The 26,921-nt window shown below is 64.8% G+C and carries 22 protein-coding genes; 11 read left to right on the top strand and 11 right to left on the bottom strand.

All coding sequences use genetic code 11. The features are described 5' to 3' along the window. The first annotated feature begins 53 nt into the window (after positions 1 to 53). Entirely contained in the window at positions 54 to 368 is a 315-nt protein-coding gene (locus RYH74_RS09045; RefSeq protein ID WP_003258316.1) for a putative quinol monooxygenase, read from the top strand. On the opposite strand, the gene RYH74_RS09040 is transcribed toward RYH74_RS09045, so the two are convergent. After that, positions 358 to 1,122, bottom strand: coding sequence for a sulfite exporter TauE/SafE family protein (locus tag RYH74_RS09040; protein ID WP_317409290.1), 765 nt, complete (start codon positions 1,120 to 1,122; stop codon positions 358 to 360). The two genes, RYH74_RS09045 and RYH74_RS09040, sit on opposite strands and share 11 nt — an antisense overlap. A gap of 77 nt (positions 1,123 to 1,199) precedes the next feature. Here RYH74_RS09040 and RYH74_RS09035 point away from each other — a divergent pair, with 77 nt between their 5' ends. From RYH74_RS09035 to RYH74_RS09005, 7 genes are all read left to right on the top strand, one after another. After that, positions 1,200 to 2,081 (top strand): LysR substrate-binding domain-containing protein, encoded by an 882-nt coding sequence (locus RYH74_RS09035; RefSeq protein ID WP_317409289.1) that lies wholly within the window; start codon positions 1,200 to 1,202, stop codon positions 2,079 to 2,081. Positions 2,082 to 2,317: 236 nt separating this feature from the next. Then, on the top strand, positions 2,318 to 2,923 hold the full coding sequence (locus RYH74_RS09030; RefSeq protein ID WP_317409288.1) for a CDP-alcohol phosphatidyltransferase family protein: 606 nt from the start codon (positions 2,318 to 2,320) through the stop codon (positions 2,921 to 2,923). Between the two features lie 30 nt (positions 2,924 to 2,953). Continuing rightward, positions 2,954 to 4,708 carry a bifunctional alpha/beta hydrolase/class I SAM-dependent methyltransferase gene (locus tag RYH74_RS09025; protein ID WP_317409287.1) on the top strand — a complete coding sequence of 585 codons (1,755 nt, stop codon included), beginning with the start codon at positions 2,954 to 2,956 and terminating at the stop codon, positions 4,706 to 4,708. Continuing rightward, positions 4,709 to 6,172, top strand: coding sequence for a phosphatase PAP2/dual specificity phosphatase family protein (locus RYH74_RS09020; protein ID WP_317409286.1), 1,464 nt, complete (start codon positions 4,709 to 4,711; stop codon positions 6,170 to 6,172). It abuts the gene before it with no gap. Continuing rightward, a complete protein-coding gene (locus RYH74_RS09015; protein WP_317409285.1) occupies positions 6,169 to 6,600 on the top strand; it encodes a hypothetical protein in 432 nt (143 codons plus the stop codon). Before RYH74_RS09020 ends, RYH74_RS09015 begins: the two co-directional genes overlap by 4 nt. 10 nt (positions 6,601 to 6,610) lie before the next feature. Then, positions 6,611 to 7,234, top strand: a complete 624-nt coding sequence (locus RYH74_RS09010; RefSeq protein ID WP_025340660.1) for a lysophospholipid acyltransferase family protein — start codon at positions 6,611 to 6,613, stop codon at positions 7,232 to 7,234. A gap of 1 nt (position 7,235) precedes the next feature. Then, on the top strand, positions 7,236 to 8,168 hold the full coding sequence (locus RYH74_RS09005) for a phosphatidate cytidylyltransferase (RefSeq protein ID WP_015271818.1): 933 nt from the start codon (positions 7,236 to 7,238) through the stop codon (positions 8,166 to 8,168). 123 nt (positions 8,169 to 8,291) lie between these two features. Here the strand turns inward: RYH74_RS09005 and RYH74_RS09000 are convergent, their stop codons facing one another. Further along, positions 8,292 to 8,567, bottom strand: a complete 276-nt coding sequence (locus tag RYH74_RS09000; RefSeq protein ID WP_286100582.1) for a metal/formaldehyde-sensitive transcriptional repressor — start codon at positions 8,565 to 8,567, stop codon at positions 8,292 to 8,294. 70 nt (positions 8,568 to 8,637) lie between these two features. Here RYH74_RS09000 and dmeF point away from each other — a divergent pair, with 70 nt between their 5' ends. After that, entirely contained in the window at positions 8,638 to 9,561 is a 924-nt protein-coding gene (gene dmeF, locus RYH74_RS08995; RefSeq protein WP_317409284.1) for a CDF family Co(II)/Ni(II) efflux transporter DmeF, read from the top strand. Positions 9,562 to 9,657: 96 nt separating this feature from the next. Continuing rightward, the gene (locus RYH74_RS08990; RefSeq protein WP_003258412.1) at positions 9,658 to 10,002 is read left to right on the top strand and encodes a cupin domain-containing protein; all 345 of its coding nucleotides are present in this window, start codon (positions 9,658 to 9,660) and stop codon (positions 10,000 to 10,002) included. Positions 10,003 to 10,152: 150 nt separating this feature from the next. On the opposite strand, the gene RYH74_RS08985 is transcribed toward RYH74_RS08990, so the two are convergent. The 3 genes from RYH74_RS08985 to RYH74_RS08975 form a co-directional block, all read right to left on the bottom strand. Continuing rightward, the gene (locus tag RYH74_RS08985; RefSeq protein ID WP_286100584.1) at positions 10,153 to 10,875 is read right to left on the bottom strand and encodes a CatB-related O-acetyltransferase; all 723 of its coding nucleotides are present in this window, start codon (positions 10,873 to 10,875) and stop codon (positions 10,153 to 10,155) included. A gap of 215 nt (positions 10,876 to 11,090) precedes the next feature. Beyond that, complete coding sequence (mmsB, locus tag RYH74_RS08980) at positions 11,091 to 11,978, bottom strand: 3-hydroxyisobutyrate dehydrogenase (RefSeq protein ID WP_075046396.1); 888 nt, start codon at positions 11,976 to 11,978, stop codon at positions 11,091 to 11,093. A gap of 10 nt (positions 11,979 to 11,988) precedes the next feature. Next, positions 11,989 to 13,515, bottom strand: coding sequence for a CoA-acylating methylmalonate-semialdehyde dehydrogenase (locus RYH74_RS08975; RefSeq protein ID WP_075046397.1), 1,527 nt, complete (start codon positions 13,513 to 13,515; stop codon positions 11,989 to 11,991). 132 nt (positions 13,516 to 13,647) lie between these two features. Between RYH74_RS08975 and RYH74_RS08970 the strand changes: the two genes are divergently transcribed. After that, the gene (locus tag RYH74_RS08970; protein WP_025340665.1) at positions 13,648 to 14,598 is read left to right on the top strand and encodes a LysR family transcriptional regulator; all 951 of its coding nucleotides are present in this window, start codon (positions 13,648 to 13,650) and stop codon (positions 14,596 to 14,598) included. A gap of 280 nt (positions 14,599 to 14,878) precedes the next feature. Here RYH74_RS08970 and RYH74_RS08965 read toward each other — a convergent pair whose 3' ends face one another. The 6 genes from RYH74_RS08965 to recC form a co-directional block, all read right to left on the bottom strand. Beyond that, entirely contained in the window at positions 14,879 to 15,370 is a 492-nt protein-coding gene (locus tag RYH74_RS08965; protein WP_137162427.1) for an OmpA family protein, read from the bottom strand. A 4-nt stretch (positions 15,371 to 15,374) separates the two neighbouring features. Next, positions 15,375 to 16,646, bottom strand: a complete 1,272-nt coding sequence (locus RYH74_RS08960; protein WP_286100585.1) for a diguanylate cyclase domain-containing protein — start codon at positions 16,644 to 16,646, stop codon at positions 15,375 to 15,377. Further along, positions 16,643 to 17,209 (bottom strand): YfiR family protein, encoded by a 567-nt coding sequence (locus RYH74_RS08955; RefSeq protein WP_286100586.1) that lies wholly within the window; start codon positions 17,207 to 17,209, stop codon positions 16,643 to 16,645. Before RYH74_RS08955 ends, RYH74_RS08960 begins: the two co-directional genes overlap by 4 nt. A 194-nt stretch (positions 17,210 to 17,403) precedes the next feature. Then, on the bottom strand, positions 17,404 to 19,479 hold the full coding sequence (gene recD, locus RYH74_RS08950; RefSeq protein ID WP_317409283.1) for an exodeoxyribonuclease V subunit alpha: 2,076 nt from the start codon (positions 19,477 to 19,479) through the stop codon (positions 17,404 to 17,406). Continuing rightward, on the bottom strand, positions 19,476 to 23,153 hold the full coding sequence (gene recB / locus RYH74_RS08945; protein WP_317409282.1) for an exodeoxyribonuclease V subunit beta: 3,678 nt from the start codon (positions 23,151 to 23,153) through the stop codon (positions 19,476 to 19,478). Before recB ends, recD begins: the two co-directional genes overlap by 4 nt. Beyond that, entirely contained in the window at positions 23,150 to 26,632 is a 3,483-nt protein-coding gene (gene recC / locus RYH74_RS08940; protein ID WP_317409281.1) for an exodeoxyribonuclease V subunit gamma, read from the bottom strand. Before recC ends, recB begins: the two co-directional genes overlap by 4 nt. Between the last annotated feature and the right edge of the window lie 289 nt (positions 26,633 to 26,921).

The raw sequence follows: 26,921 nt of genomic DNA, 5'->3' as shown, positions 1-26,921 counted from the left end.
CAATACATTATTGCCTTAGAATCGCATCACCTCCCATCAACGAGTAGCGACCCATGAGTGAGCAGTACGCCTTCATCCTCAAAGCCAAGACCCGCCCGGAAATGGCTGAAGCGTTCGAAACCCTGTTCCGCGCCTACGTCGAGCCAAGCCGCCAGGAGCCGGGCTGCATCGAGTACCACATGCTGCGCGACAAGCAGGACCCGAGCCTGTTCGTGTTTTTCGAGGTCTGGGCCGACAAGGCCGCGCTGGATGTGCATTCGGCCCTGCCGCACATGACAGCGTTCTTCGAAAAACGCATGGACTACCTGGAACGCGACTTCGACATCCAGATGATCGACATGCTCAGCGCATCAAGCGCTAACCGCTGATCAGCAAATGGCCGCCGAGTGCGGCCAGGCCGATGAAGAAGCAGCGTTTGAACAGCAGCGCGCTGATGCGCTGACGCAGCCACTGGCCGGCCAGCATGCCGAGCAAGGCCGGCGCCAGCATCAGCAGCGAAGCACCCAGTGCCTGGCCACCCAGGGCATCCTGCCCGGCCAGGCCAACGGCCAAGGCCAGGGTCGAAACCGTGAATGACAGGCCCAGGGCCTGGATCATCTGTTCCCGGCTCAAACCCAAGCTCTGCAGGTAGGGCACCGCCGGTATCACGAATACCCCGGTCGCCGCCGTGACCACGCCCGTAACCAGCCCGCAAAGCGGCCCCGACCAACGCTCCCGCCCGGGTGCCAGGCGCAAGCCCGGGCCGACCAGCCCGTACAGCGCATACACCACCAAGGCCGCGCCCAGTGCATGTACGGCCCAAGGGCCGCTGTTGATCCCCAGCCAGGCACTGCCCAGCAAGGTACCGACGAAGATCATCGCCAGCATCGGCCACAGGCGCACCAGCAACCCCCGCAGGTGCCCACCGCTGGCCAGCTGCCACAGGTTGGTGAGGGTCGACGGCACGATCAGCAATGCCGCAGCCTGCGCCGGTGACATAGCCAGGCCCAGCAGGCCCATGGCGATCGTTGGCAGGCCGAGGCCGATCACACCCTTCACCGCACCGGCCAGCAGGAAGGTCAGTACCACCAGCAGCGACAGCGCTGGGCCAATGTTCTGGTAGAAAGCGAGCAAGGTATTCATGGGCCGATGATGGCGTACGCCGGCCGGGCTGAAAATCTGCCATATACTCAGCCAGACTCTTGCCAGGACAGAGCCACATGCATCTCGACCTGATCGACCTCAGGCTGTTCCAGCACACCCTGGAGTGCGGCAACATCACCGCCGGTGCCAGCCGCAGCCATCTGTCGCTGGCAGCAGCCAGTGCGCGCATCCGCGCCATGGAGGCATCGCTGGGCATCCCTTTGTTGGAACGCAACCGCCGTGGCGTACAAGCAACTCCGGCCGGCCAGGCACTGCTGCAGCATGCCCGGCTGATATCGCAGCAGGTCGAACGCCTGCAGTTCGACCTGGGCCAGTACGCACAAGGGCAGCAGGGCCAGGTGCGCCTGCTGTGCAACACGGCTGCGCTCACGGAGTACCTGCCGGAACTGCTGGCCGGCTACCTGGCTGAAAACCCTGGAGTCAGCGTGGATGTGCAGGAGTTGCCGAGCCTGCGCATCGTGCAATCGATTACCCAGGGCATGGCAGACCTGGGCATCGTTTCGACCGCCGCACCCAGCGCGCACCTGCAGACCCGGCCGTTTCGCGAAGACCCATTGGTGCTGGTAACGCCGCAGCGCCACCCGCTGGCCAACGAGGTCGCGCCGAGCTTCATCGATAGCCTGACCCATGGCTATGTCGGCCTGGGGGCTGGCAGTGCACTGGCGTTGTACCTGGAAGAGCAGGCACTGCGCGAGGGACGGCGCATGCGGGTTCGGGTGCGTGCCGAAGGGTTCGATGGCGTGATCCGCATGGTCGCGGGCGGGGCCGGGGTGGGGGTGGTGCCGCTGGCTGCGGTGAAGCGTTGGCAAGGGGTGTTGCCGTTGCACTGGGTGGCGCTGACGGAACCATGGGCCAATCGCCGGTTGCTGGTGTGTGCACGCGATTTTGCGGCATTGCCGGGGTATGCCGCAGGGTTGGTAACCACCCTCACCCGCTGACGCGATCAGTATGTTGCCTGTGCTGCGCATGATCTGAAGCCCATGCGGTCGATGTGGGAGCGGCCTTGCGTCGCGAAAGGGTCGCGAAGCGGCCCCAGATTTTCAGCGTTGCAGCAGAAATTGCCGGGGCTGCTACGCAGCCCTTTCGCGACACAAGGCCGCTCCCACACAGTAAGTGCATTTTTTCGGCCGCTCGCACACAATCCTCCCATCGCACCACCGAAAAGGACTTTCCAGTGGCATCGATCTACCAGCTCAAACCGCGCTTCCAGGCCATGCTCCGCCCTGCTGTCCAGCGCCTCTACGACCGCAAGGTCACCGCCAACCAAGTCACTGTCGCCGCCGCCCTGCTGTCGATCCTGCTGGGCCTGCTGCTGGCCGCCCTGCCCCATCTCACCTGGCTGTTCATCCTGATTCCAGTCTGGATGCTGCTGCGCATGGCACTGAACGCCGTCGACGGCATGCTCGCCCGGGAGTTCGGCCAGCAATCCACCCTCGGCGCCTACCTCAACGAACTGTGCGACGTGATCGCCGATGCCGCGCTGTACCTGCCCTTCGCCCTGCTGGCGGGTGTATCGCCAACCTTGGTCGTACTCGTGGTGCTTAGCGCCACCTTCAGTGAATACGCCGGTGTCATGGGCCCGCTGGCCGGCGCCTCACGGCGCTACGACGGCCCCATGGGCAAGAGCGACCGGGCCTTCGCCTTCGGCGTGCTGGGTACCGGCGTCGCCTTCGGCGTGCTGAACGGCGCCTGGATCAACGGCCTGTTGCTGGTCATCCTCGCACTCTCGCTCTATACCCTCTACAACCGGGTTCGCCAGGGGCTGGCCGAAACCCGCTGAGCCCACTGCCGTCGTAAAAGGATGTCGACCATGCGCCAAGCGCAAGCGCTGCACTTCTCCACCCATGACGGCGTCGAGCTGCACTACCGTCACTGGCCTGCCACCCGTAACCAACACCAACCACGCCGGGCCGTGGTGATGTTCCACCGCGGCCACGAACACGGCGGGCGCATGGCCCACCTGGCCGATGAGCTGGATATGCCGGGCTACGATTTCTTCGCCTGGGATGCCCGTGGCCACGGCCAGTCGCCGGGCGCGCGCGGCGACAGCCCGGGGTTCGCCACCAGCGTGCGCGATGTGCAGACCTTCATCGAGCACATCCAGGCCCGCCATGGCATTGCCGAACAGGACCTGGTGGTGCTGGCGCAAAGTGTCGGGGCCGTGCTGGTCGCCACCTGGGCCCACGACTACGCGCCGAAGGTGCGCTGCCTGGTGCTGGCCTCGCCAGCGTTCAAGGTCAAACTGTACGTGCCGTTCGCCCGCCCCGGCCTGAAACTGCTGAAGGCCTTGCGCGGCAACTTCTTCGTCAACAGCTACGTAAAGCCTCGCCTGCTCACCCACGACCCCGAACGGGTCATGTCGTACGTGGCCGACCCGCTGATCAGCCGGCCGATTTCGGTAACCATGCTGCTCGGCCTGTACGAAGCCGCCGACCGGGTGGTGGCGGATGCCCAGGCCATCCAGCTGCCGACCCAGCTGCTGGTGTCCGGTGCCGACTTCGTGGTCGAACGCCAGCCGCAGGAACGCTTCTTCGAACGCCTGGGCAGTGCGCGCAAGGAAATGCACATCCTGCCAGGCTTCTTCCACGACACCCTTGGCGAGCGTGATCGGGCCCAGGCCTTGCGGCGTATCGAGCGGTTCGTCGAACATTGCTTCGCCAGCCCCGCCGCCCTGCCGTCACTGCTCGATGCCGACAAGACCGGCGCCACCTGCGCCGAGGCCGAAAGCCTGGCCGCACCGCTGCCGCGCAACTCGCCCCGTGACCTTTACTGGCGTGCCACCCGCGCCGGGCTGCACCTGGGCAAGGGGCTGTCCGAAGGTGTGAAGCTGGGTTTCGATACCGGTTTCGATTCGGGCAGTACCCTGGACTACGTGTACCGCAACCAGCCGACCGGCAAAGGCAAGCTCGGCCGCCTGGTCGACCAGAACTACCTCGACGCCATCGGCTGGCGCGGCATCCGCCAACGCAAGCTGCACGTAGAGGAACTGCTGCGCCTGGCCATCGCCCGCCTGCGCGAACAGCAGCGGCCGGTGCACATCGTCGATATCGCCGCCGGCCATGGCCGCTACATCCTCGAGGCCCTGCAGGGACTCGGACAACTGCCGGACTCGATCCTGCTGCGCGACTACAGCGAACTGAACGTGCAGCAAGGCAGCGCATTGATTGCCGAAAAGGGCCTGGCCGACATCACCCGCTTCGTCCAGGGCGATGCCTTCGACCGCCAGAGCCTGGCCACCCTGGAACAACCACCGACCCTGGCCGTGGTCTCCGGCCTGTACGAACTGTTCGCCAGCAACCAGTTGGTAGGCAACTCGCTGGCCGGCCTGGCCGATGCGCTGGAAGATGGCGGTTACCTGGTCTACACCGGCCAGCCGTGGCACCCGCAACTGGAAATGATCGCCCGCGCCCTCACCAGCCATCGCGGCGGCGAGGCCTGGGTGATGCGCCGCCGCAGCCAGGCCGAAATGGACCAGCTGGTAGAGGCGGCGGGGTTCCGCAAGCTGGCCCAGCGCATCGATGAATGGGGCATTTTCAGCGTCAGCCTGGCACAACGGGTGCGCTGAATGAGCCCATCACGCGAGCCCGGGCTGATCCGCCGGGGCGTATTCTGGCTTCTGCTGCTGGGGCCGCTGTTTTTCCTCAGCTACGGGCTGGCGAACAACCACACGGCCGGGCGCAGTGATGTCGGCAGCCTGGTGTTCGGCTGGGAAAGCCGCATGCCGTTGTGGCCGTGGACGATCATCCCGTACTGGTCGATCGACCTCCTCTACGGCTTGTCCTTCCTGCTGCCGCGCACGCGCCAGGAAATGGACCGGCACGCGCTGGCGCTGCTAACCGCGCAGCTGATCAGCGTCAGCTGCTTCCTGCTCTGGCCGCTGCGCTTCACCTTCGAGCGGCCGGAACTGGGCGGGGTGTTCGGCTGGATGTTCGATGTGCTGATGGGCTTCGACAAGCCGTTCAACCAGGCGCCTTCACTGCATATTGCCCTGCTGGTGATCATCTGGACGATGTTTGCCCGGCACGTACAACGCCAGCCCTGGCGTTGGCTGATGCATGGCTGGATGGCACTGATCGGGGTGTCGGTGCTGACCACCTGGCAGCACCATTTCATCGACGTGCCGACCGGGGCATTGGCGGGGTTCGTCTGCGTCTGGTTGTGGCCACATCAAGGGCAACTGCCCTGGCAGCACGTGCGCCTTGCGCGGGATGCCAAGCGTTGGCGGTTGGCGTTGTTCTATACAGTGGGTGCGCTGCTGTGCGCAGTGCCTGCCATTGCGTTGGGCGGCGCCTGGCTGTGGTTGACCTGGCCGGCCGTGTCGCTGGCTTTGGTGGCGCTGAACTATGGCGTGCTCGGTGCAGGCGGGTTCCAGAAAGGCGCCGATGGGCGCTTGTCGAATGCAACCAGCTGGCTGCTGGCGCCGTACCTGGTTGGGGCGTGGGTCAATTCGCGGTTGTGGACCTGGCGGCACCCGCAGGCCGATGAAGTGTGTGATGGCGTCTTCCTTGGGCGGATTCCAGGGCGTGGCGCGCAGTTCGCTGCGGTGGTCGATTTGTGCGCAGAGCTACCGTGCATTGTTGGCCGCCCTGTCGCGGACACTTGTGGGAGCGGCCTTGTGTCGCGAAAGGGCTGCGAAGCGGCCCCAGATTTTCAGCTTCGCAGCAGATATTGCTGGGTCCGCTTCGCGTCCCTTTCGCGACACAAGGCCGCTCCCACAGGGTCCGCGTCAGCCGGTCAGGCAGCGCATGGCTACGCATGTTTTCCTACCCTGGACCTGATCGCCCCGGAAAGCCCATTGCTGCACCAGGCCGCCATCGCCATCGAACGCCTGCGCTCCCAAGGCCCGGTGCTGGTCTGTTGCGCCCTGGGCTATTCGCGCAGTGCCAGCGCCGTGGCCGCCTGGCTGGTGCTCACGGGCCGCTGCACTGATGCTCGCCAGGCCGAGGCGCTGATCCGCAAGGCCCGCCCCGGCGTGGTCCTGCACAGCGCACACCGCCAGGCCTTGCAACAGCTAGGGACACAACCATGACGCTGTACGTGGTGGCCAGCCTGCTGGGCCGTGGCAAACAACTGGAACGCCTTTCGGACGGCCTCACCCTGCTGGCCCTGGCCTACGGCCTGGCGCCCTTGCTGGGTGCCCAGTTGCAACTGCTGGCCAGCCTGCTGTGCATTGTGCTGCTGGTACTAGGCGTGCTGCACAAGTACTGGGCCATTCGCGTGGCCCTGGATGCCGAACTGTTCGCCCGCCTCGCCGCCAGCCGCGACCTGGCGGCGGACACCCAGGCCCTGGACCTCGCCCTGTTCGAGCTGAAGCTCAAACCGCAGGCCACCGATTCCCGCGCCTGGCCTGCACGCAGCCAGGCCGCGCTGGCCCTGTTACGCCGCCAGGCAGTGTGCCTGGGCCTGCAGCTGTCGCTGGCCTTGGCTACCCTGCTGACACTGCCTTTGAAGGGATGACTACCGATCCATGCTCGCCAACCTGACTGCCTACCTCATCACGTCCGCCGCCCGCCTGATCACCGGCGCCCGCGCCCTGTGGCTGGGCTGCACGCCGCTGCCGGTGCAACGCCTGTATTTCGCCAACCACAGCAGCCATGGCGACTTCGTACTGCTGTGGGCCTCGCTGCCGCAACCGCTGCGCAAGCGTACCCGTCCGGTAGCCGGCGCCGATTACTGGGCCAAGCCGGGCATTCGCGACTTTCTCATCCGCAAGGTCTTCAATGGTGTGCTGATCAACCGGCAACACAGCGCCGGCCAGGGCAGCCCGTTGCAGCCGATCCTCGAAGCCGTGGCCCAGGGCGACTCGCTGATCTTCTTCCCGGAGGGCACTCGCAATCTCGGCGACGAGCCGCTGATGCCGTTCAGGAGCGGGCTGTACCACCTGGCAGCAGCCAACCCCGAAGTCGAACTGGTGCCGGTATGGATAGCCAACCTCAACCGGGTGATGCCCAAGGGCCGCGCCTTGCCATTGCCGTTGTTGTGCACGTTGAGCTTTGGCGAGCCGCTGCACCTGCAGGCGGATGAAAGCAAGCAAGCCTTTCTCGAGCGGGCCAGCCAGGCCCTGCTGAACCTGGCCCCCAAGGATGCCTGAGATGGACGACAACACCCTTTCCCTGTTCGCCGGCATCGGCGCCCTGCTGCTGCTCGCCAGCGTGATCGGCCGCCTGCTCAAATGGCGCGCCGGCCCGGCACCGCACGCGGTGATCGACAACCTCAACGCCCGCATCAACGCCTGGTGGGTGATGGTACTGGTGATCGGCATCGCCTTCCTGTTCGGCAAGTACGGCGTGATCGTGCTGTTCTACGGCGTATCGTTCTATGCCTTGCGCGAGTTCATGACGCTCACCCCGACCCGGCGCAGCGACTACCCGGCACTGGTGGCGGCGTTCTATGTGGCGCTGCCGGTGCAGTACGTGCTGATCGCCATGGACTGGTACGGGTTGTTCAGCATCTTCATCCCGGTGTACCTGTTCCTGTTGCTGCCGATCCTGGCCAGCTTCGGCGGCGACACCACGCGCTTTCTCGAGCGCGCCTCGAAGGTGCAGTGGGGGCTGATGATCGCGGTGTACTGCGTGTCGTCGGTACCGGCATTGATGACCCTGGACATCCCGGGTTACGAGGGCCGCAACCTGCTGCTGATTGCCTGGCTGATCCTGGTGGTGCAGATCAGCGACGTGCTGCAGTACGTGTGCGGCAAGTTGTTCGGCAAGCACAAGGTAGCGCCCAACCTGTCGCCATCCAAGACCGTCGAAGGCCTGGCCGGTGGCGTGGCACTGGCCACCCTGATCGGCGCCCTGCTGTGCTGGATCACCCCCTTCACCTTCTGGCAGGCCGCACTCATGGCGTTGGCGGTGAACGCCATGGGCTTCTTCGGCGGGTTGGTGATGTCGGCGATCAAGCGCGACCGTGGGGTGAAGGACTGGGGGCACATGATCGAAGGCCACGGCGGCATGCTCGACCGCATGGATTCGGTGTGCTTTGCCGCGCCGGTGTTCTTCCACTTTGTGCGGTATTGGTGGGCGTAATCATACCCCCTGGGGGTATAGGGGCCCCTGTAGGAGCGGCCTTGTGTCGCGAAAGGGCCGCAGAGCGGCCCCCGGACTCCAGCAGCGGTGCACAAATTGCTGGGGCGTGCCTACCCACCTAATTCACTTGAGGTACGACCGCAGCAACGTCGCCACCTTGTCCGCCTCGTCCTGCCGCTCCTCGGCACTCAGCCCGTCCGCCACCAGGTGTTCGCGGATATGCCCTTCCATCACTTCGGCCATCAGCCCGTTCACCGCACCGCGCACGGCGGCGATCTGCTGCAGTATCGCCAGGCAGTCCTTGTCCTGCTCCAGCGCTGTCTCCAGGGCGGTGGCCTGGCCTTTGATCTTGCGCACCCGGGTCAGCAGCTGCTTCTTGCTCTTCAGGGTATGTGCCATTGGGTTTCACACCATGCTAGGTATACTGGGGTATAGTATATTTCTCGACGTTCCGGGAGCATGATAAACCATGGCGACACAAACCTCAGACCGCTGGCAGCACAGTCACCAGTTCCATACCAGCAACCTGGGGGCCGAGCGCAAGACGCGCCTGGCCGTGTGGCTGACCGCCGTGATGATGGTGGCGGAAATTACCGGGGGCTGGTTCTTCAATTCCATGGCGTTGCTGGCCGACGGCTGGCACATGAGCTCCCACGCCCTGGCCCTGGGCCTGTCGCTGCTGGCCTATGCCGCCGCGCGGCGTTATGCCGGCGACCGGCGCTTTGCCTTCGGCACCTGGAAGATCGAGATTCTCGGTGGCTACTCCAGCGCCCTGCTGTTGCTGGGCGTGGCCGGGCTGATGGCATTCCAGTCGGTGGAGCGCCTGCTGGCACCGGGGCCGATCCGCTATGACGAGGCGATCTTCATCGCCGCCGTGGGCCTGGCCGTCAACCTGATCTGCGCCTGGCTGCTGCGCGACGACCATCACCATCACCATCATCATCACCATGACCACGGCCACCATCACCACGACCTGAACCTGCGCTCGGCCTACCTGCACGTGATGGCCGACGCAGCCACCTCGGTGCTGGCTATCGTCGCCCTGCTGGCCGGCAAGTACTGGGGCGCCGGCTGGCTCGACCCGGTCATGGGCCTGGTCAGTGCGCTGCTGGTGGCGCTGTGGGCCCGCGGGCTGCTGCGCGATACCGGGCGGGTGCTGCTGGATGCGGAGATGGACGCGCCGGTAGTGGAGGAAATCCGCGAGGTGGTCGCGCAGCTGCCGGTGCCGGCGAGCATCACCGACCTGCACGTGTGGCGCGTGGGCAAGGACCAGTACGCCTGCATTCTCGGCCTGGCCGCCCGGGCCGAACTCAGCGCCGACAGCGTGCGCAAGGCCCTGGGCGTACACGAAGAACTGGCGCACATCACCGTCGAGGTCAACCGCTTGGCATAGCGCGACCAGACAGCTGGACGTCGAGCCCAGGCAACTGCGGCTCGGCCGATGGCCCTATGGTGACGAGTCATTCAGTCAGTCACCAGGAGTTGTGCCATGTCCGATTTCATCACCGTCCTGCGCGAAACCTGCCCGACGCCGGTCGTGGACGCCACCAAGTGGAAGCGCATCGGCGGCGATCCGCACACCGTCAACCTCAACGCCTATCTGTCGGCTGACGGCAGCAAGATCATGGGCACCTGGATCTGCACCCCAGGCAAGTTCGAGGTCAACTACGAGAAGTGGGAGTTCTGCCACTTCCTCGATGGCTACTGCATCATCACCCCGGAAGGCGAAGAGCCGAAGCACCTGAAAGCGGGTGATGTGTTCGTGATCGAACCGGGGATGAAAGGCACCTGGGAAGTGGTCGAGACCGTGCGCAAGTACTTTGTCTTTGCTTGATTCATAAGCGGACTTTGCCTGGTCATGTGGGACAATTCACAAATCCCACATGACGCCACTCAGGTTCAAACATGATGATTAAAGGGTCCGCGAGTCGAACAAAATATCCTGCTGCAAGTATAACAGTGGCTTTCGGCGCATCGCCCTCGACTAGGAGTGGTCACTCTTCAAAGGTTTCACACCCTTCTGAGAAAGACAAACTACTCTGTAGTTGACTTTTTTTCGCGAGGTACGATCTTCGATAGCCCTCAGGAAACTTTCCGGGTCTGCCAGATTCAACTCTTTCAAGGTAGCGGTATCCAAATCCCACCACTCGCTGTCCATGAGCCTGGCAATGATGTCTTCAGCATGTCGATACTTGATGACTTTGGCCGGATTCCCACCCACGATCGCATACGGCGGCACATCACGCGACACCAAAGCCTTGGTCGCGATGATGGCTCCGGTCCCGACCTTCACGCCTGCAAGGACAGTGGCTCCGGCGCCAATCCATACGTCGTGGCCTATCTGGGCAAGCGCTTCATCAGCTCGGTACTCCAGATTTCCTCCATCTTCATACTGAAATGGATGGGTACTTACCCAGGAGGATGGGTGTGTGTGTTTCTCTTGACCGATGACACAATCGGAGCCAATGGAGCAGAATCGACCTATGGAAGATACAAATGAAAGATGGGTACCGCTTCTTATATAGGTGTAAGCACCAATTCCGACTTGGGAAGACCGGATTTTTATATGGCCGAGCTGAACATATTCCTCTAGATCAGCACTGGCATATTTACTGAATGTGGATGGCCCGGCAGCAATCTTACCCCCATGAGACCTGACTAGTCGTTTGTAACGAGCGGCTTTGATTGACTCTATTATTTTGAACATGAAGATGGCTCGGGCTTCGCTATCTGGAAACTATAGCAAATTGACATCTTGGGTTGAAGATGCTTGTTGCCTGCGCAAATGTAAGTAAATCCATCACAACACGCGGAATAAATCTGGCCGCCCGCCGGCAAAAAAAATCGCGGATCAGACGCCCTTCCCTCTGGTGCGCAGTTACAGAGGGAAGGCCGCCTGGCCCGCGATGAAGTCCTCGCTCGTCAATCTTTCTTGCGGTAACCCTCGACGATCGCCGAGAAGTCCTTGCCACCCTCGCCGCGCAGGCTCATGGCCTGGTATAGCTGCTGGGCCACAGCCCCCAGGATCACCGGTTGATGCGCCTGGCGTGCAGCCTCGGTGGCCAGCCCCAGGTCCTTGAGCATCAGCTCGGCGCCAAAGCCACCGGTATAGCCACGCGATGCCGGCGCGGTTTCGATGATGCCCGGCCACGGGTTGTAGGTGTCCGAGCTCCAGCAACGCCCGGTCGAACTGTTGATGATGCCGGCCAGCACCTTGGTGTCGATGCCCAGCGCATTGCCCAGGGCCATGGCCTCGGACACGCCTATCATCGAGATGCCCAGCAGCAGGTTGTTGCAGATCTTGGCGATCTGCCCTGTGCCCACTTCACCGCAGTGCACGATGTTGCGGCCCATCTGCTCCAGTACCGGCTTGAGGGTGGCAAACAGCTCGGTGCTGGCACCGACCATGAAGGTCAGGGTGCCTGCCGCCGCGCCGCCGGTGCCACCGGACACCGGTGCATCGCCCATGTCCACGCCCTTGGCCGCTGCGGCCTTGGACACATCACGCGCAGTCTGCGGGTCGATGGTGCTGCAATCCACGGTCGGCGTGCCGGGGCGAATGCCGGCCAGCACGCCATCTTCATTCAGGTACACGCTGCGCACATGGGTAGCAGCCGGCAGCATGGTGATCACCAGCTCGCTGTTGGCCGCCGCGTCCTTGGGCGAAGGGCTGATCTGCCCGCCCAGTTCTGCCAGCTCGGCCAGCACGGCCTTGTTCAGGTCGAACAGGTTCAGTTGGTGCCCGGCCTTGATCAGGTTGCGGGCCATGGGTGCGCCCATGTTGCCGAGCCCGATGAATGCGATACGCATGACTCTCTCCTTAGCGCAGGCTGATGGTGGTGTTCACACCGTCGTTGACGCTGTCATCATCGAACCAGCGGGCGGTGACGGTCTTGGTCTGAGTGTAGAACTGCACCACTTGCTTGCCGTACGGGCCGAGGTCGCCGAGCTTGGAGCCACGCGAGCCGGTGAAGCTGAAGAACGGTACCGGGACCGGGATCGGGATGTTGATGCCGACCTGGCCGATGTCGATTTCGCTCTGGAACTTGCGCGCTGCCGCACCGCTTTGGGTGAACAGGCCAGTGCCGTTGCCGAACGGGTTGGCGTTGACCAGGGCGATGGCCTCGTCGAGGGTATCGACTTCCAGGGTTACCAGCACGGGGCCGAAGATTTCCTGGGTGTAAACCTGCATGTCGGTCTTCACGCCCGAAAACAGGGTCGGGCCAATGAAGTTGCCTTGCTCGTAGCCGGGCACCGTGACGTCACGGCCGTCGAGTTCCAGCTTGGCGCCTTCCTTGATGCCACTTTCGATCAGGCCCAGCACACGCTCCTTGGCGCGCTTGGAAACCACCGGGCCCACATCGGTGCCTGGCTCGCAACCGGCATTGACCTTGAGCTTGCTGGCCGCGTCCTTGATATCCGGCAGCCATTCGCGGGCCTTGCCCACCAACACCGCCACCGAGGTGGCCATGCAGCGTTGGCCTGCTGCACCGAAAGCGGCACCGACCAGGGCGTTGACGGTTTGCGTGCGGTTGGCATCGGGCAGCACCACCGCGTGGTTCTTGGCGCCCATCATCGACTGCACGCGCTTGCCGTGCTGGCTGCCCAGGTTGTACACGTGCGTGCCCACTTCGGTGGAGCCAACGAAGGAAATCGCCTTTATGTCCTGGTGGGTGCAAATGGCATCCACCACTTGCTTGCCGCCATGCACCACGTTGAGCACGCCAGCCGGTATGCCGGCTTCCAGCGCCAGTTCGACCAGCAGCATGGTCGACAGCGGGTCTTGCTCGGACGGCTTGAGCACGAAGGTGTTGCCGCAGACGATGGCCATGGGGAACATCCACAGCGGGATCATCGCCGGGAAGTTGAACGGGGTGATGCCGGCGCACACGCCGATCGGCTGGCGCAGGGTGTAGGTATCGACGCCGCCGGCAACGTTCTCGGCGAATTCGCCCATCTGCAGGGTGCCGATGGAGGCGGCGTGCTCGACCACTTCCAGACCGCGGAAGATATCGCCTTCGGCGTCGGCCAGGGTCTTGCCCTGCTCGGCACTGAGGACTTGGGCGATGCGTTTGGTGTTTTCGCGGATCAGCGCCTGCAGCTTGAGCATGATGCGCATGCGCGCGCCGATCGGCGTGTTACGCCAGGTCTGGAAGGCACGTTGGGCAGCGGCCACGGCCGCGTCGACTTCTTCGACGGTGGCGAACGGTACGCGCGCCAGCACCTCTTGGGTGGCCGGGTTGACGATGTCGCGCCATTCGGTGGTCGTGGACTCGACCCATTGGCCGTCGATCAGCAGCTTGACCTGCTCGATTTTGGTCTGGTTAGGGGATTGCGGTGCGTTCATCTGCGTTCTCCTTGGAATTATTGTCGGGACGAGATCGCCAGCGCCGTGCAAACGCGAGGTGGCGTCCTGAGGCTTGTTTCGAGTATAGATGTGCAAACATCCAACAAGAACGCACAAAAAAACCGGATCATCATGCAAAAAGACCTCACATCCCTGAGCGCGCTCAACTGGGACGACCTGAAGTTCTTCCTTGAAGTGGCGCGTACGCGCAAGGCCAGCAGCGCCGCCAAGCGCCTGAGCGTGGACTACACCACGGTGTCGCGGCGCATCAGCTCGCTGGAGGGGGCGCTGGGCACCTTGCTGTTCGAGAAATCCCGGACCAACGGCTTTGTCCTCACCGCCGAGGGCCAGCGCCTGCTGGGCTATGCCGAGTCGATCGAGAGCACGCTGCACATGGCCTGCGAGCAGGTGTCCGGGTCGGGCGTGGCGTTGTCGGGGCATGTGCGCATGGGCTGCACCGAAGGCTTCGGCAGCTTCTTCGTCACCCCGCAGCTAAGTCACTTCGTCGATGCCTACCCGGCGATTTCGGTGGATATCCTGCCGCTGCCGCACTTCATCAGCCTGTCCAAGCGCGAGGCGGACATCGTCATCGCCCTGGAGCGGCCGGAGCATGGGCCTTATGTGTGCTGCAAGCTGTGCGACTACCGCTTGCGGCTGTACGCGACCCAGGGCTACCTGGACAGCCACGCACCGATCAACCAGATCGCGGACCTGGCCAGGCACCCGTTCATCAGCTACGTGGACGACCTGGCGTTCAGTTCGGAGCTACTGTACCTGGCCAACCTGATCCCCAGCGCCAGCGCGCATTTGCGCAGTACCAGCGTGATTGCGCAGTACACGGCAGCGTTGCAGGGGCGTGGGCTGGCGATCTTGCCGTGCTTCCTGGCGGCGCAGGACCCGCGGCTGGTGACGGTGTTGCCGGAGGAGATCGAGGTGACACGGCAGTTCTGGATGTATTGCCGGGAGGATTTGCGCAAGTTGAAGCGGATTACCCTGTTGTGGGATTACATTCGCGGGGTGACGGAGGCGAATGCGCCGTTGTTGATGGGCGAGACCCGAGAGATGCGGTTTGCTCAGGAATAAGGGGACTGCGTTGCAGCCCATCGCCGGCAAGCCAGCTCCCACGGGTGCAGCGTTGATCTCGAGGTTGTCGCTGTACCTGTAGGAGCGGCCTTGTGTCGCGAAAGGGCTGCAGAGCAGCCCCGGCAATTTGTGCATCTGCGCTGAAACCCCGGAGGTAACACAGATAATGTGGGAGCGGGTTTACCCGCGAAGCAGACAACTCGGTGCATGGCACCGGCTTCGCCGGTGTTCGCGGGTGAACCCGCTCCCACAGGGATATCTGATAGCCCGTAGGCTGTGGTCAGTAGGAAGCCACCACAATGGACACCCGCCGGTTCTCGGTACGCCCGGCGCTGGTGCGGTTGTTCGCCACCGGCTGGCTGCTGCCCAGCCCGCGGGACTGGATGTTCTGCGCCTGCATGCCTACCCCGACCAGCGCCCTGGCCACGCTCTGCGCCCGGCGCTCGGATAGCTGCTGGTTATACGCCGCCTTGCCGGACGAGTCGGCATGCCCATCCACCCGCACGCCCTGGATGCCAACACCGAGCAGCGCCTTGCCAATGCGTTCGACAATCGCCTGGCTCTGGCTGTTGAGGCTGTCCAGGTCGCTGCCGAACAGCACCTTGCCGGACAAATCGTAGGCCCAGCCTTCGTCGGTCGGGGTAAAGCCTTCACGCTTGAGCACGGCAATCTGCTCGGCGGTCAGGCCTTTGGGCGGAGCGCTCTGGCAGCCGGTCAGCGCCAGCACGGCGAGCAACAAGGCCCAAAGGGGGAAACGCAAAGCCTGTATCACGGGTTCAACTCCTGTTCTTGATTTCGCTGGCGGACCGTTCCGTCTGCGCCACTTGCCAATGACCACGGCGTTTGCGCTTGGCCTGGTACATCGCCGCATCGGCGGCATTCAGGAGACTGGCGGGGTCGGCGCCGTCATCCGGGTAATAGGCAATACCGACACTCAACGAGGTGGCGATACTGCGACCGCTGTCCAGCTGCACCGGCAACTTCATGCTGGCAACGATCTTCTCGGCAATGTGCTCGGCGTCCTGGCGCGAATGCAAAGGCGTCAGCAGCACGGCGAACTCATCGCCTCCCAGGCGCGCCACAAGGTCGTGCTCGCGCAGTTGGGCACGCACGCGGTCGGCCACGCTGATCAGCACTTCGTCGCCCACCGCATGGCCGAGGGTGTCGTTGATCTGCTTGAAGTGGTCGCTGTCGAGAAACAGCAGCGCCAGGTGATCTTGCTGCCGTTCTGCATTGCGCACGCTGCGGCTCAAGCGCCCCTCGAAGAAGGCGCGGTTGGGCAGGCCGGTCAGGCTGTCGTGGCTGGCCTGGTGGGCCAGGGTCTGGTTTTCGCTCTGCAGGTGGCTTTGCCACAACTCCAGTTCGTCCAGCAGGGCGTTGAAGTCATTGCCCAGCTCGTTGAGCTCGGCAATCGGCGCTTCCGGCACGCGCCGGTCGAAACTGCGCTCGCGGCGGGCGGCGTGGGCGACACTGGCCAGGCCACGCAGCGGGCGGACGATATCGCTGAGCAGTCGCCGTGACAGGTATTGGGCAGCCAGGGCGCTGAGCACCGTGCAGAACAGGATGCCGGCCAGCCCGCTGAACAGGAACAGCAACAGGCTACGCCCCTGGCCAACCAGCTCGATGCGCCCGACCTGCTGTTGCTGGTGCGTGATCGGCAGGTTGATCGGCTCATCCAGCAAGGCGGTGGCCACCTGCGCCTCCAGCCGCGCGAGCACGCCGGTATCGCTGCGCTGCCAATGCGCCAGCTGCTCGCCTTCGTTGTTGAAGACCCTGGCTTCGGCCACTTCCTCGGCACTGGCAATCAGCGCCAGCGATTCATTGGCCGCAGCGCTGTCGTCAAACACCACCGCCGCTTCCACGGTGTAGCTGATCGAGCGGGCGATCAGGTGCAGGTTGTCGTTGGCGTAGACACGCAGGGCGAGCACGCCCAGCAGGGTCAGGGATATGCCGGCCAGGCCCACGGCGAGCAAGGCGACGCTGAGATGGCCACGGCCCAGCACCGAGCGCAGGGTCGGGCGCACGCCGCGCTTGCGGGTTGGTTTCATGGTTGCACCGCCCGGCGCCGCGACAATTGCAGCACGCTGGGGTGAATGCGCACGCCGGAGCGTGCCACCGAGTCCAGGTTGACTTCAAAGGCTACCTGCTGGTCGCTGACCCGCAAGCAGAACAGGCTGCCGACCGTGCACGGGTCGTCCGCCTCGCTGATGCTCAGCACCGGGTGGCCACTGACGCGCTCGAACAGCCGGTCGCGCTGGCCCTGGTCGAGTTTGCCAATGTAGATGGCGTCGCATGCCTGGGCGAGCTGGCTATCGTCTGCCAGTAGTCGCCGCACTTGCAGCGGTCGGCCGGACTCCTGCACATGGCCTTTGATCAGGTCATCGGCGTATTCGGTCGGGCCGACCAGGCACAGGCGCAAGGGCGAGGGTTCGACGGGCCAGCGGGCGTAACTGAAGATGCCCAGCACCACCTGGGTGACGGCCTTGGCACGTTGCTGCGCCTGGGCGGCAGTTATGGCGGGGTCTGCCTGGGCCGGGCCTGCGGAAAGGAACAGGGCGGCCAGCAATAGCGAAAGCACACAGCTCGTCACTCGCCTTGCGGCCACTTTCATGTGGGAAATCTCTTAAGGTCCTTTCCGATATCGGCGCAACGATAGCACATGGCCGCATCAATGTAGGTACGAGCAGCTTTGTGCATGGGGATTGATGGCCCCATCGCCGGCAAGCCAGCTCCCACAAGGACTCCACAGCCCTTGCAAGCTGCACCTGTGGGAGCTGGCTTGCCGGCGATAGGGCCTTATCGGTCCTACACCTGCTCCAGCATCAACCCGGAAATTCGCCGTACCTTGCGCGCCACCGCCTCTTCGAAAATACCCTGGCGGGGCTCGACCAGGCTGAAGCAGTGCTTGGCGCGGGTGATGCCGGTGTATACCAGCTCCTTGGTCAGCACCGGGTTGAGCGCATCCGGTAGCACCAGCGCGGTGTGGCTGAACTCCGAGCCCTGGGACTTGTGCACGGTCATGGCGAATACCGTTTCCACTTCGTTCAGCCGGCTGGGCAGGACGAAGCGCACACCGCCGCTGCCGTCGTTACGCGGGAAGGCCACGCGCAACAGGGGTTCGCCGCGCTCGTCCGGCAGGCGCAGGGCGATGCCGATGTCACCGTTCATCAGGCCCAGGCCGTAATCGTTGCGGGTGACCAGCACCGGGCGCCCTTCGTACCAGGGCTGCTGGCTGTCGATCAGCCCGGCATTGTGCAGCACCCGCGCCACCCGCTCGTTGAGGCCTTCGACACCCCAGGCGCCGCGGCGTACCGCACACAGCAGCTGGAAGTCCTCGAAGCTGTGCAGCACCTTGCCTGCCCATTGCTCCCACGCGGGGTCGTCAACGGCGGTATCGAGTGCCGGGCGAAAACGGCCAAGGGTACGCAGGTAGCTGCGATAACCCTGCGGGCCGTCGCTGCCGCGGTTCAGGCCGTCGAGCAGCAGGCGGTCGAAGGCGCGGTCCTGTTCCTGCTTCAGGGCCAGGCTGTGCACATCGGGCGGCGGCGCGGCCAGTAAGTTGCGCGCCGCATGGGAGTCCTGGCGGTTGACCAGCCGGGCCAACTGGCCAATGCCGCTGCCTTCGCCGAAACGCCGCGAGAAGCGCAGCATCACCACCTGCTGGGCCAATGGGTTGCGTTGCTCATCGCCGGCCTTGAGGCCGCTGCCCGCCAGCGACTCGCCACCGGTCTGCTCCAGCCATGCCTCGGTCGCCGGCGAGTAACAGCCCTCCTCGGCATCTCGGCACAGGTCACCCAGTACCGCACCGGCTTCGACCGAGGCCAGCTGGTCCTTGTCGCCCAGCAGTACCAGACGTGCCCGTGGCGGCAGGGCATCGAGCAGGTTGGCCATCATCTCAAGGTCGATCATCGACGCTTCGTCGACCACCAGCACGTCCAACGGCAGCGGGTTGCCGGCATGGTGGCGGAAGTGCCGCGAACCGGGGCGGCTGCCGAGCAGGCGGTGCACGGTGCTGACCTCGGTGGGGATCTGCCCGCGCACCTCGGCGCTGACCTGCAGGCGCTCGACCTGTTGGCCAATGGATTCGGTCAGGCGCGCGGCCGCCTTGCCTGTCGGCGCGGCCAGGCGAATGCGCAATGGCCTGCCCTGCTCTACCGCCGGAGCCTGCAGCAAGGCCAGCAGGCGCACCACGGTAGTCGTCTTACCCGTGCCGGGGCCGCCGGTGATGATGCTGAAGCCTGCGCGGGTGGCCAGGGCGCAGGCGAGCTTCTGCCAGTCCACCTGGCCTGCCGGCGCACCACCGTCGAACAGTTGCGCCAGACGGCCAGGCAGGTCGGCCGGAGGCGCTTCGGCCTGGGTCAGGCGCTGGCGAAGGGTATGGTCGATGCGCCGCTCGTAACTCCAGTAACGGCGCAAGTACAAACGCTCGCCGCTTAGCACCAGAGGCCGCGCTTGCTGGCCCGGGGTATCCCCGGCGGCCACCAGCGGGCTGGAGGTAATGCGCTGGCGCCAGGCGTGCAGGTCGAGGTTGGCCAGCAACTGCGAGGGCAGCAGCAAAGGGCCGGTCAAGGCGTCACCTTCAGGCGGCAACGACAGGGCGAAATCGGGCTCGGCCAGGGTTTGCTGCAGGTCGAGGCAGACATGGCCGTGGCCCAGTTGGTGGCTGGCCAGGGCGGCGGCCAGCAACAGCAGGGGGTCGCTACCGGGTGCTCGCTCCTCCAGGAACGATACGAACGCACGGTCCAGGGCGCGCAGCCAGCCCCGCTCTACCCAGCGGTCGAGCAGTTGCAGCAGGTCACCGCTGTCATGCTGTGGCGCCAGTGCGAGCAGGTGCTCGGCGTGCAGCGGGGTGGGCAACAGATCGACTAGGCTTCGGCTCATATCACGGCTCCGGCAAACAGGTCCTGCTGTACGGGCGGATGCTCACCACGGAACAGCGCATCGAGGCTTTCGATCAGCTCACGCGGTGGCTTGGCGTGGTAAACGCCGTGGCCGCTGCTGCTGGCACCTCGCAGGAAGATGAACAGGGCGCCGCCGACATGGCGGTCGTAGTCGTAGTCAGGCAGGCGGGCGCGCAACTGGCGATGCAGGGCCAGCAGGTACAGCACGTACTGCAGGTCGTAGCGATGCTCGAGGATGGCCTTTTCCATGGCCTGGGCATCGTAGGCCTGGATATCCGGGCCCAGCCAGTTGGACTTGTAGTCGGTCACGTAGTAACGCCCGTCCAGCTCGAAGGCCAGGTCGATGAAACCTTTGAACATGCCATTGAGCACGGTCGGCTGCGCCGCCGGGCGTGCCAGGCCGGGGTGGGTGTGGCGTGCCACCAGGCGGTCGAGTTGTTCGGCATCGACCTGGTGGCTGGCGAACCAGAACTCCATTTCGATCTGGTAGTGGCGCAGCTGCCCGAGCGTCACACCGAGGTCGCTGCCCGGCAACGGCAGCGCTTCGCCCAGCAGGCGCTGCAGCCAATGCGTCAGGGTGGGGATCCAGCCGGTCCAGTCGCGACGGTTGCAGCGCTGGCCAACGGTTCGCTCGATCAGCCGTGCATTGCCGCTGACCTGGCTGAAGCCCTCGCGGCCAACCCATTCCAGCAAGCCATGCAGGAAGGTGCCGGGGTTGGGCCCGCGCGGGAAGCGGTGAATATCGCCACTGTCGGCCGGGACCTCGCGCAGCACCTGGGTATCGACCACTTCATCATCCAGTAACTGCTGGGCCTGGGAGCTGTCGGCACCGAGGGTCTGGTCGCCGACGCGCAGGGCACTGTACGAGGCAATCCACCAATGCTCGGCGCCCGCCGCGCGGCGCGGTTTGCGGGCAGGTAGCAGCTCATGCTCGGCGTGCGGCATGCGATATACCTGCTCGTCTGCCGGCGGCAGGCTCGGGCAAGAGATGTGCGGGCAGGTCTTGGCCAAGGCCTGCAACCAGTCCGTCAGTTGCTGCGAGCCCGGCAGGGCGAGGCCGCCACCCAGCAAGTAGCCGAACGCCGAGCGGTGCAGTTGCGAGCTCTTCTGGTTGCCCCGCTTGAGGTCGGCGACACCCAGCCAGCAGGCATGCTGGGCGCGGGTCAGGGCCACGTAGAGCAGGCGCAGGTCTTCGGCCAGGCGCTCGTCGTCGGCGCGGTCGATCTGTTCCTGGTCTGGTGTGAGGGTGAGATGGGCGTTGCCCTGGCTATCATGCCAGGCCAGCGGCAGGCGGCTGCCGTCCACTGGTTTGCTGGTGCAGATGAACGGCAGGTAGACCAAGGGGTATTCCAGGCCCTTGGATTTGTGGATGGTCACCACTTTCACCAGCTGCTCGTCACTCTCCAGGCGCAGGATCTGCTCTTCGCCAGCTTGGCCGGAGCTGGCCAGGTGCTCGGCCAGGTGGCGGATCAGCGCCTGTTCGCCGTCCAGTTCGCCGGCGGCCTGTTGCAGCAGCTCGGCCAGGTGCAGCAGGTTGGTCAGCACCCGCTCGCCATCGCTGCGGCGGATCAGCGTGCGCGGCAGCTGGAAGTCATGCAGCAGGTGCCGCAGCATCGGCAACACGCCCTGGCGCTGCCAGGTGTCGCGGTAACGGCGAAAACGCATGACCCAGTCTTCCCAGACCCGCTCGTCCTGGTTCAGGCGGTCCAGCGCAGCCAGCGACAGATCGAGGGTAAGGCTGGCAAGGGCAGCCTTGAGCAGGCGCTCCGAGTCGGGTTCGGCGCAGGCCTTTAGCCAGGCCAACAGGTCGTGGGCTTCCTGGGCGGCGAATACCGAGTCCTTGTCGGACAGGTACACACTTCGCACCTCGCGCGCGGCAAGCTCGGCGCGGACCATCTGCGCTTCATGGCCATCGCGCACCAGGATGGCGATGTCCGATGGCAGGCACGGGCGCAGTTCGCCCTCGGCATTCTGGAAACCAGCCGTGCCTTGCTGGCCGCCATTGAGCAAGGCGACGATATGGCTGGCGCAACTGGCTGCCAGCTGCTGCCGGTAAACGCTGCCGGAGACCGGCTCTTCGCTTTCCAGATGCCAGCATTGAAGGGCTGCGCAGGCTTCACCGTCGATCAACAGCTGCTCGCCACGGCCTTTGGCGCGGACCTCGATGAACGGCAGCGGGTTGTCATCGGCCTCGCGGAACAGGAATGCGCCACGCCCTGCCTCACGCGCCTCGGCCTGCAGGAACACCTGGTTGACCGCCGCGACCATGGCCTTGCTGGAGCGGTAGTTGGTGTCCAGGCTGTGCAGGCGCCCACTCGTGGCACGGCGGGCGGCAAGGTAGGTGTAGATATCGGCGCCACGGAAGGCATAAATCGCCTGCTTGGGGTCGCCGATCATGAACAGGCCGGTTTCGGCGCGGTTTTCGCTGATCTGGTAGATGCGCTCGAAGATGCCGTACTGCACCGGGTCGGTGTCCTGGAACTCGTCGATCAACGCCACCGGGAACTGTTCGCGGATCAGGCTGGCCAAGCGCTCGCCGGCCTCGCTGGCAAGGGCGTGCTGCAGGCGCAGGAGCATGTCGTCGAAACCCATTTCCGCACGCCGACGCTTCTCCACTTCGAAGCGTGCCGATACCCAGTTGGCGGCATGCTCGAGCAATGGGGCATCCGGGCTGTCCAGGGCTTGGAGCTGTTGCTGCAAGCTCTGCATGGCATTGAGGGCCGGGTGCTCGGGTGGCTCGCCCTTCCAGGCTTCGGCCATGCCCGCCGGGGTCAGGCGGGTAAAGCCGGTGCCCAGGTCGAGCTCCACCAGTTGTTCGTCTGCCGCCCAGGAACAGAGCTTGTCGAACCAGGGTTCGAAGTAACGGGCCTGCATCTTGCGGCCATCGACCTGTTTGGCGGCCAGTGCATCACGGCAGATCTGGCGCAACTCCTCGGCCCATTGCGCCCAAGGCGCCTTGAGCCGGGCCAACTGCTCGCCACGCTGCTGCAGCGATGCCTGGATCAGTGCCGCCGGCTCGGGCCCGTCGTGCTGGGCGCGCACGCGACCGAACAGCGGACGGATCCGCGGCAGCAACGCGTCGGGGCTGCCCCAGTGGCCACGCACCCAGGCCAGCGCGTCGCCTTGCATGCCGTAGCAGAAGCGCCGCCAGTAGTCGCGCATGACCTGGCCCAGCAGTTCGCTGTGGTCGGTTTCCAGGGTCTGGGTGAACAGGCTGCCGCTGTCGAAGGCATGTTCGCGCAGCATGCGCTGGCACCAGCCGTGGATGGTCGATACCGCGGCCTCGTCCATCCACTGCACGGCGATTTCCAGGCGCCCGGCACAGCGTGGCCAGGCTTCTTCCGGATAGTCGTCACGCAGCTGGTGCAGCAGCGGGTCGGCCGCCTCCAGCTCGCCACGGAAGAACCGCGCAGCTTCGGCCAGGCGGGCGCGGATACGTTCGCGCAGCTCTTTGGTGGCGGCGTCGGTGAAGGTCACCACGAGGATCTGCGGTGGTAGCAGCTCGCGGTCGAAGCCCTGCTCGCCACCGTGACCGAGGATCAGGCGCAGGTACAGCGCCGAAATGGTGAAGGTCTTGCCCGTGCCGGCGCTTGCCTCGATCAGCTGGCTGCCATGCAGGGGGAAACTCAGTGCCAGGGGGCGGTCCTGGGTCATGCGCCTTTCTCCGGGTTGCCCAGGGTCTGCCACGGGGCGTTGAACAATGGGCGGTACAAGGCTTCGCACCAGCCTTCGAAGGTTTCATCGGCGGTGAGCGCGGCAAAGTCGCGGAACTGCCGGGCCAGGGCGATGCTTTCACTGCGCTCGCCGAAGCTGGTGCGCTCGTCGCCTTCGTAGGCGCGGGCAGCAGCAGCCAGGGCTTTGTCGCTATCGTCCTGGGCCAGCCAGGCGAACGCGGTCTTGGCCGCGACCGGCAACGGCGCATTCATCGCCGCCTGGCGGGCTACCAGCAAGTCGCCCAGCAATTGCGCCGCCTGCTCTTGCGGCAGTGGCGCAAGCAGCAGGGTCAGGTCGCTGGCCACCAGCGCGCTGTTATAGGGGTAGCCCGCCGCGCAGGCCGCCAGGTGCGTGACCCAGGGCGCGATCAGGCGGTGCCACTTGAGGGCGTTACGCCCGGCACTGATGGTGTTGGGTACGGTGGTGATGCTGAGCAGGCTCTGGTCATCCGCCTGGAACACCCGCCCCAGCCAGCCTTCGAGGCGATGCTGGCCGTGCTCGAAATGCACTGGCAATGCCCCCTCGACCAGCTGCGGCCAGCGTTGCAATAGCTGGCGGTGGCGTTGCAGCAGGTCTGGCAGGGGCTCGATCAGCTCGCGCTGCAGCAGTTCGCCAAAGCCGGCCAGTGGCAGCACGCCACAGGCCTGCAAACGCCGGGCCTGCGCCTGCAGGGCCTGTTCGGCATTGTCCGGCTCGGCCAGCGCTGCACCCAGCAGGCTTTCACTGGCGCCGTACCGTTGCAGGGTATCGAGGACGAAGGGTTCCTCGTCCGGGGTCGGTGCTTCCAGCGCTTCGAAGTAGACTTTCAGACGCTGGCTGAAGAAGTGCCGCACCGGGTGGCGCAGGAAGTCATTCAGCTGGGTCAGGCTCAAGGCCTCATCGTCATGGTATGGCGGCAGGCCGGGGTCAGCCTGCTGGTCCTCCTGGCCCTGCTGGTGCAACACCTGCCATTCGTGGGCAAAGCTGAACAGCGGGCTGCCCTTCTGGAAGTAGCGTGGGCTGAACGGTTGCAGCGGGTGCTCCTGGGTCAGTGCGTGCAGCAATTGCTCGCCCGGTTCTGCCGGCTGCCCCTGCTCCGCGCCTGCCAGCTGCCAGCCGGCTGCAAGGTGATCGCGAAACTGGCCGATCAGTACCGAGGCCGGGCGTTCGCTGTTGTCGCGGATGCTGCGCCCGACCCAGCTGACATACAGTTGGTCGCGGGCCGACAACAATGCTTCGAGCAGCAGGTAGCGGTCATCCTCGCGGCGCGAGCGGTCACCGGGGCGGTAGTCGCTGGCCATCAGGTCGAAGTCCAGCGGCTGCTGAGCGCGGGGGTAATCGCCATCGTTCATGCCCAGCAGGCAGACCACCCGGAACGGGATGGCGCGCATCGGCATGAGGGTACAGAAGTTCACCGAGCCGGCGAGGAAACGCTGGGACAACTTGCCCTGGTCGAGGCCCGACAGCCAGGCTTCGCGCACTACGGTCAGCGGCAATGGGTCTTGCAGGCCGACGGCCTCGCACACTTCAAGCCAGCTATCACGCAGATCCTGCAACTGCATCAGCAGGAACTCGTCGTGCTCGCCCTCAGCCAGGAAAAACACTTGCAGCAAGGCATGCAGGCGCTCGCCCCACTGGCTGACAGTGGCAGGCTCGGACAGGGCCTGGCCGGCCACTTCGAGGGCGTCCAGCAAGGCGACCAGCGGGCCGATCAGTGCCGCATCCAGGCCACCGATTTCATCGTAGGGTTCGATGCCGTCACAGGCCTCACCTACGCCTACGGCATAACCCAGCAGCATGCGCCGCAGGCCGAACCGCCAGCTGTTCTGTTCCAGCCCGGCGGGCAAGCCCAGGCTGGCCCGCTGCTCGGCATTGAGGCCCCAACGGATGCCGGCCCCCTCGATCCAGCGGTGCAGCGTGGGCAGGTCGTTTTCGCGTATGCCGAAACGGGCGCGGACTGCCGGCACATCCAGCAGGTCGAGCACTTCGCTGACCGCGAAGCGGCTATCCGGTAGCTTGAGCAGGTGTTCGAGGGCAATCAGCAAGGGTTCGCGGCCACGCTGGCCCTGGTCGGTCAGGGTGAACGGGATGTAGCGCGGATCGTTGCGCTGCAACTGGCCGAATACGGCGCGAATATGCGGCGCATAGGTATCGATGGCCGGCAGCATGACGATCACGTCACGTGGGCGCAGGGTTGGGTCGGCGCTGAACCGGGCCAGTAACTGATCGTGGAGGATCTCCACTTCACGTTGCGGGCTGTGGGCGATGTGGAAGCGGATCGAGCGGTCCTTCGCCGGGTCGACTGGATGCCACTGCTCGCGGGTTTCTGCGAGCGGACGCAGTTCGAGGATGTCGTCCTGCAACTGGTTGAGCAGCGTGGTGGGCGAGCCGTCACTGAACAGGTCGATGCGACCGTCGCTGAACACGCCCTGGTAACTGCCGGGGTCATCGTAGCTGTCGAGCAGGTTGATGTAGTCGCGGCCTTGTTTGCCCCAGGCGGCCAGCAAAGGGTGGGCATGCTGGTGCAGCGACTGGTCGTCCAGTTGCAAGGGCATGCCCTGCTTGCGTTGCTGACGCTTGTACTGGTGGCGCAGCAGGTCCTTGTCGGCAACGATATCGGCCCAGTGGTGGCGGCAGGGGTTGTGCACGCACAGCAGCACCTGGCTGAAGCGTGCCAGGCCGGCCAGTGCCTCGAGGGCCTGGGCTGGCAGCGAGGAGATACCGAATACGATCACCCGGGCCGGCAGACCGGCAGGTGCCTGCTCCAGGCTGTTGATCCGTTCGATGAAGCGTTGATGTACGCCGGCACGGCTCTGCGCCATGCCCTGCTCGCCAACATCCTCCAGCAATGCACGCCACAACTCGGCCTGCCAGCGGTTGCCCGGGGGCAGCGCCTTGCGCTCACCGCGAGCGGTGTTGAGGATGTGCTCGCCAGCAGCCCAGTCCTTGAGCCAGTCGGCGCGGTAGACCTGATACTGGTCGAACAGGTCGGCCAGGCGCTCGGCGAGCTGATAGCGCTTGCGCAGGTCGCTGTCGTCGGTGAGGAAGCGTCGCAACGGCTCGAAATGCGGGCGTTCGATCAAGGCCGGGAGCAGACGCATCAGACGCCAGGTCAGCGGTGCCTTGTCGAGCAGGGAGACTTCGGGAATTTCGTCACGGCCCAGCACGCTGCGGTACAGCTGCCACATGAAGCTGCCTGGCAGTTGCACGTCGATGGCGGCGGCGATGCCACAACCACCCTGGTCATCGTCCTGAGGGTCTTCGGCAAGCGCCAGTTTGAGCCATTGGGCGATGCCATTGCTTTGCACCAGGGCGATTTCGTTTTCCAGAGGTGCCAAGGGATAGCGACGCATCCAGCTCACCACCAGGCTGCGCAGGTCGTCGAGGCGGTTGCCGTGGACGATCATGAAGCCGGGGTGGAGGTGGGTGGTGTTGGGCATCGGGAGGTCTCTGGCTGGTGCTGGGGGCTGAGGGGAAACGATATCACGTAGGTACGATGCGGAGAGTATGGCGCAGTGCCATTAGCCGATTGACAAGGCATCGGTGGAACCCTGTTAGCGGCCTTGCGCCGTCCCTGTGGGAGCGGCTTTAGCCGCGAAGCAAGCGACGCGGTGGATGGCACCGGCTATGCCGGTGTTCGCGGGTGAACCCGCTCCCACAGAGGAGGGTTGTGCAGGTCTGGGATTTATTGACCAGAAAGACAAAACCCCTACCTGCATGTGCAGATAG

The organism is Pseudomonas sp. LSJ-87 (assembly GCF_032971465.1).
Lineage (GTDB): Bacteria > Pseudomonadota > Gammaproteobacteria > Pseudomonadales > Pseudomonadaceae > Aquipseudomonas > Aquipseudomonas putida_Z.
This window is presented reverse-complemented; position numbering and strand designations above follow the sequence as displayed.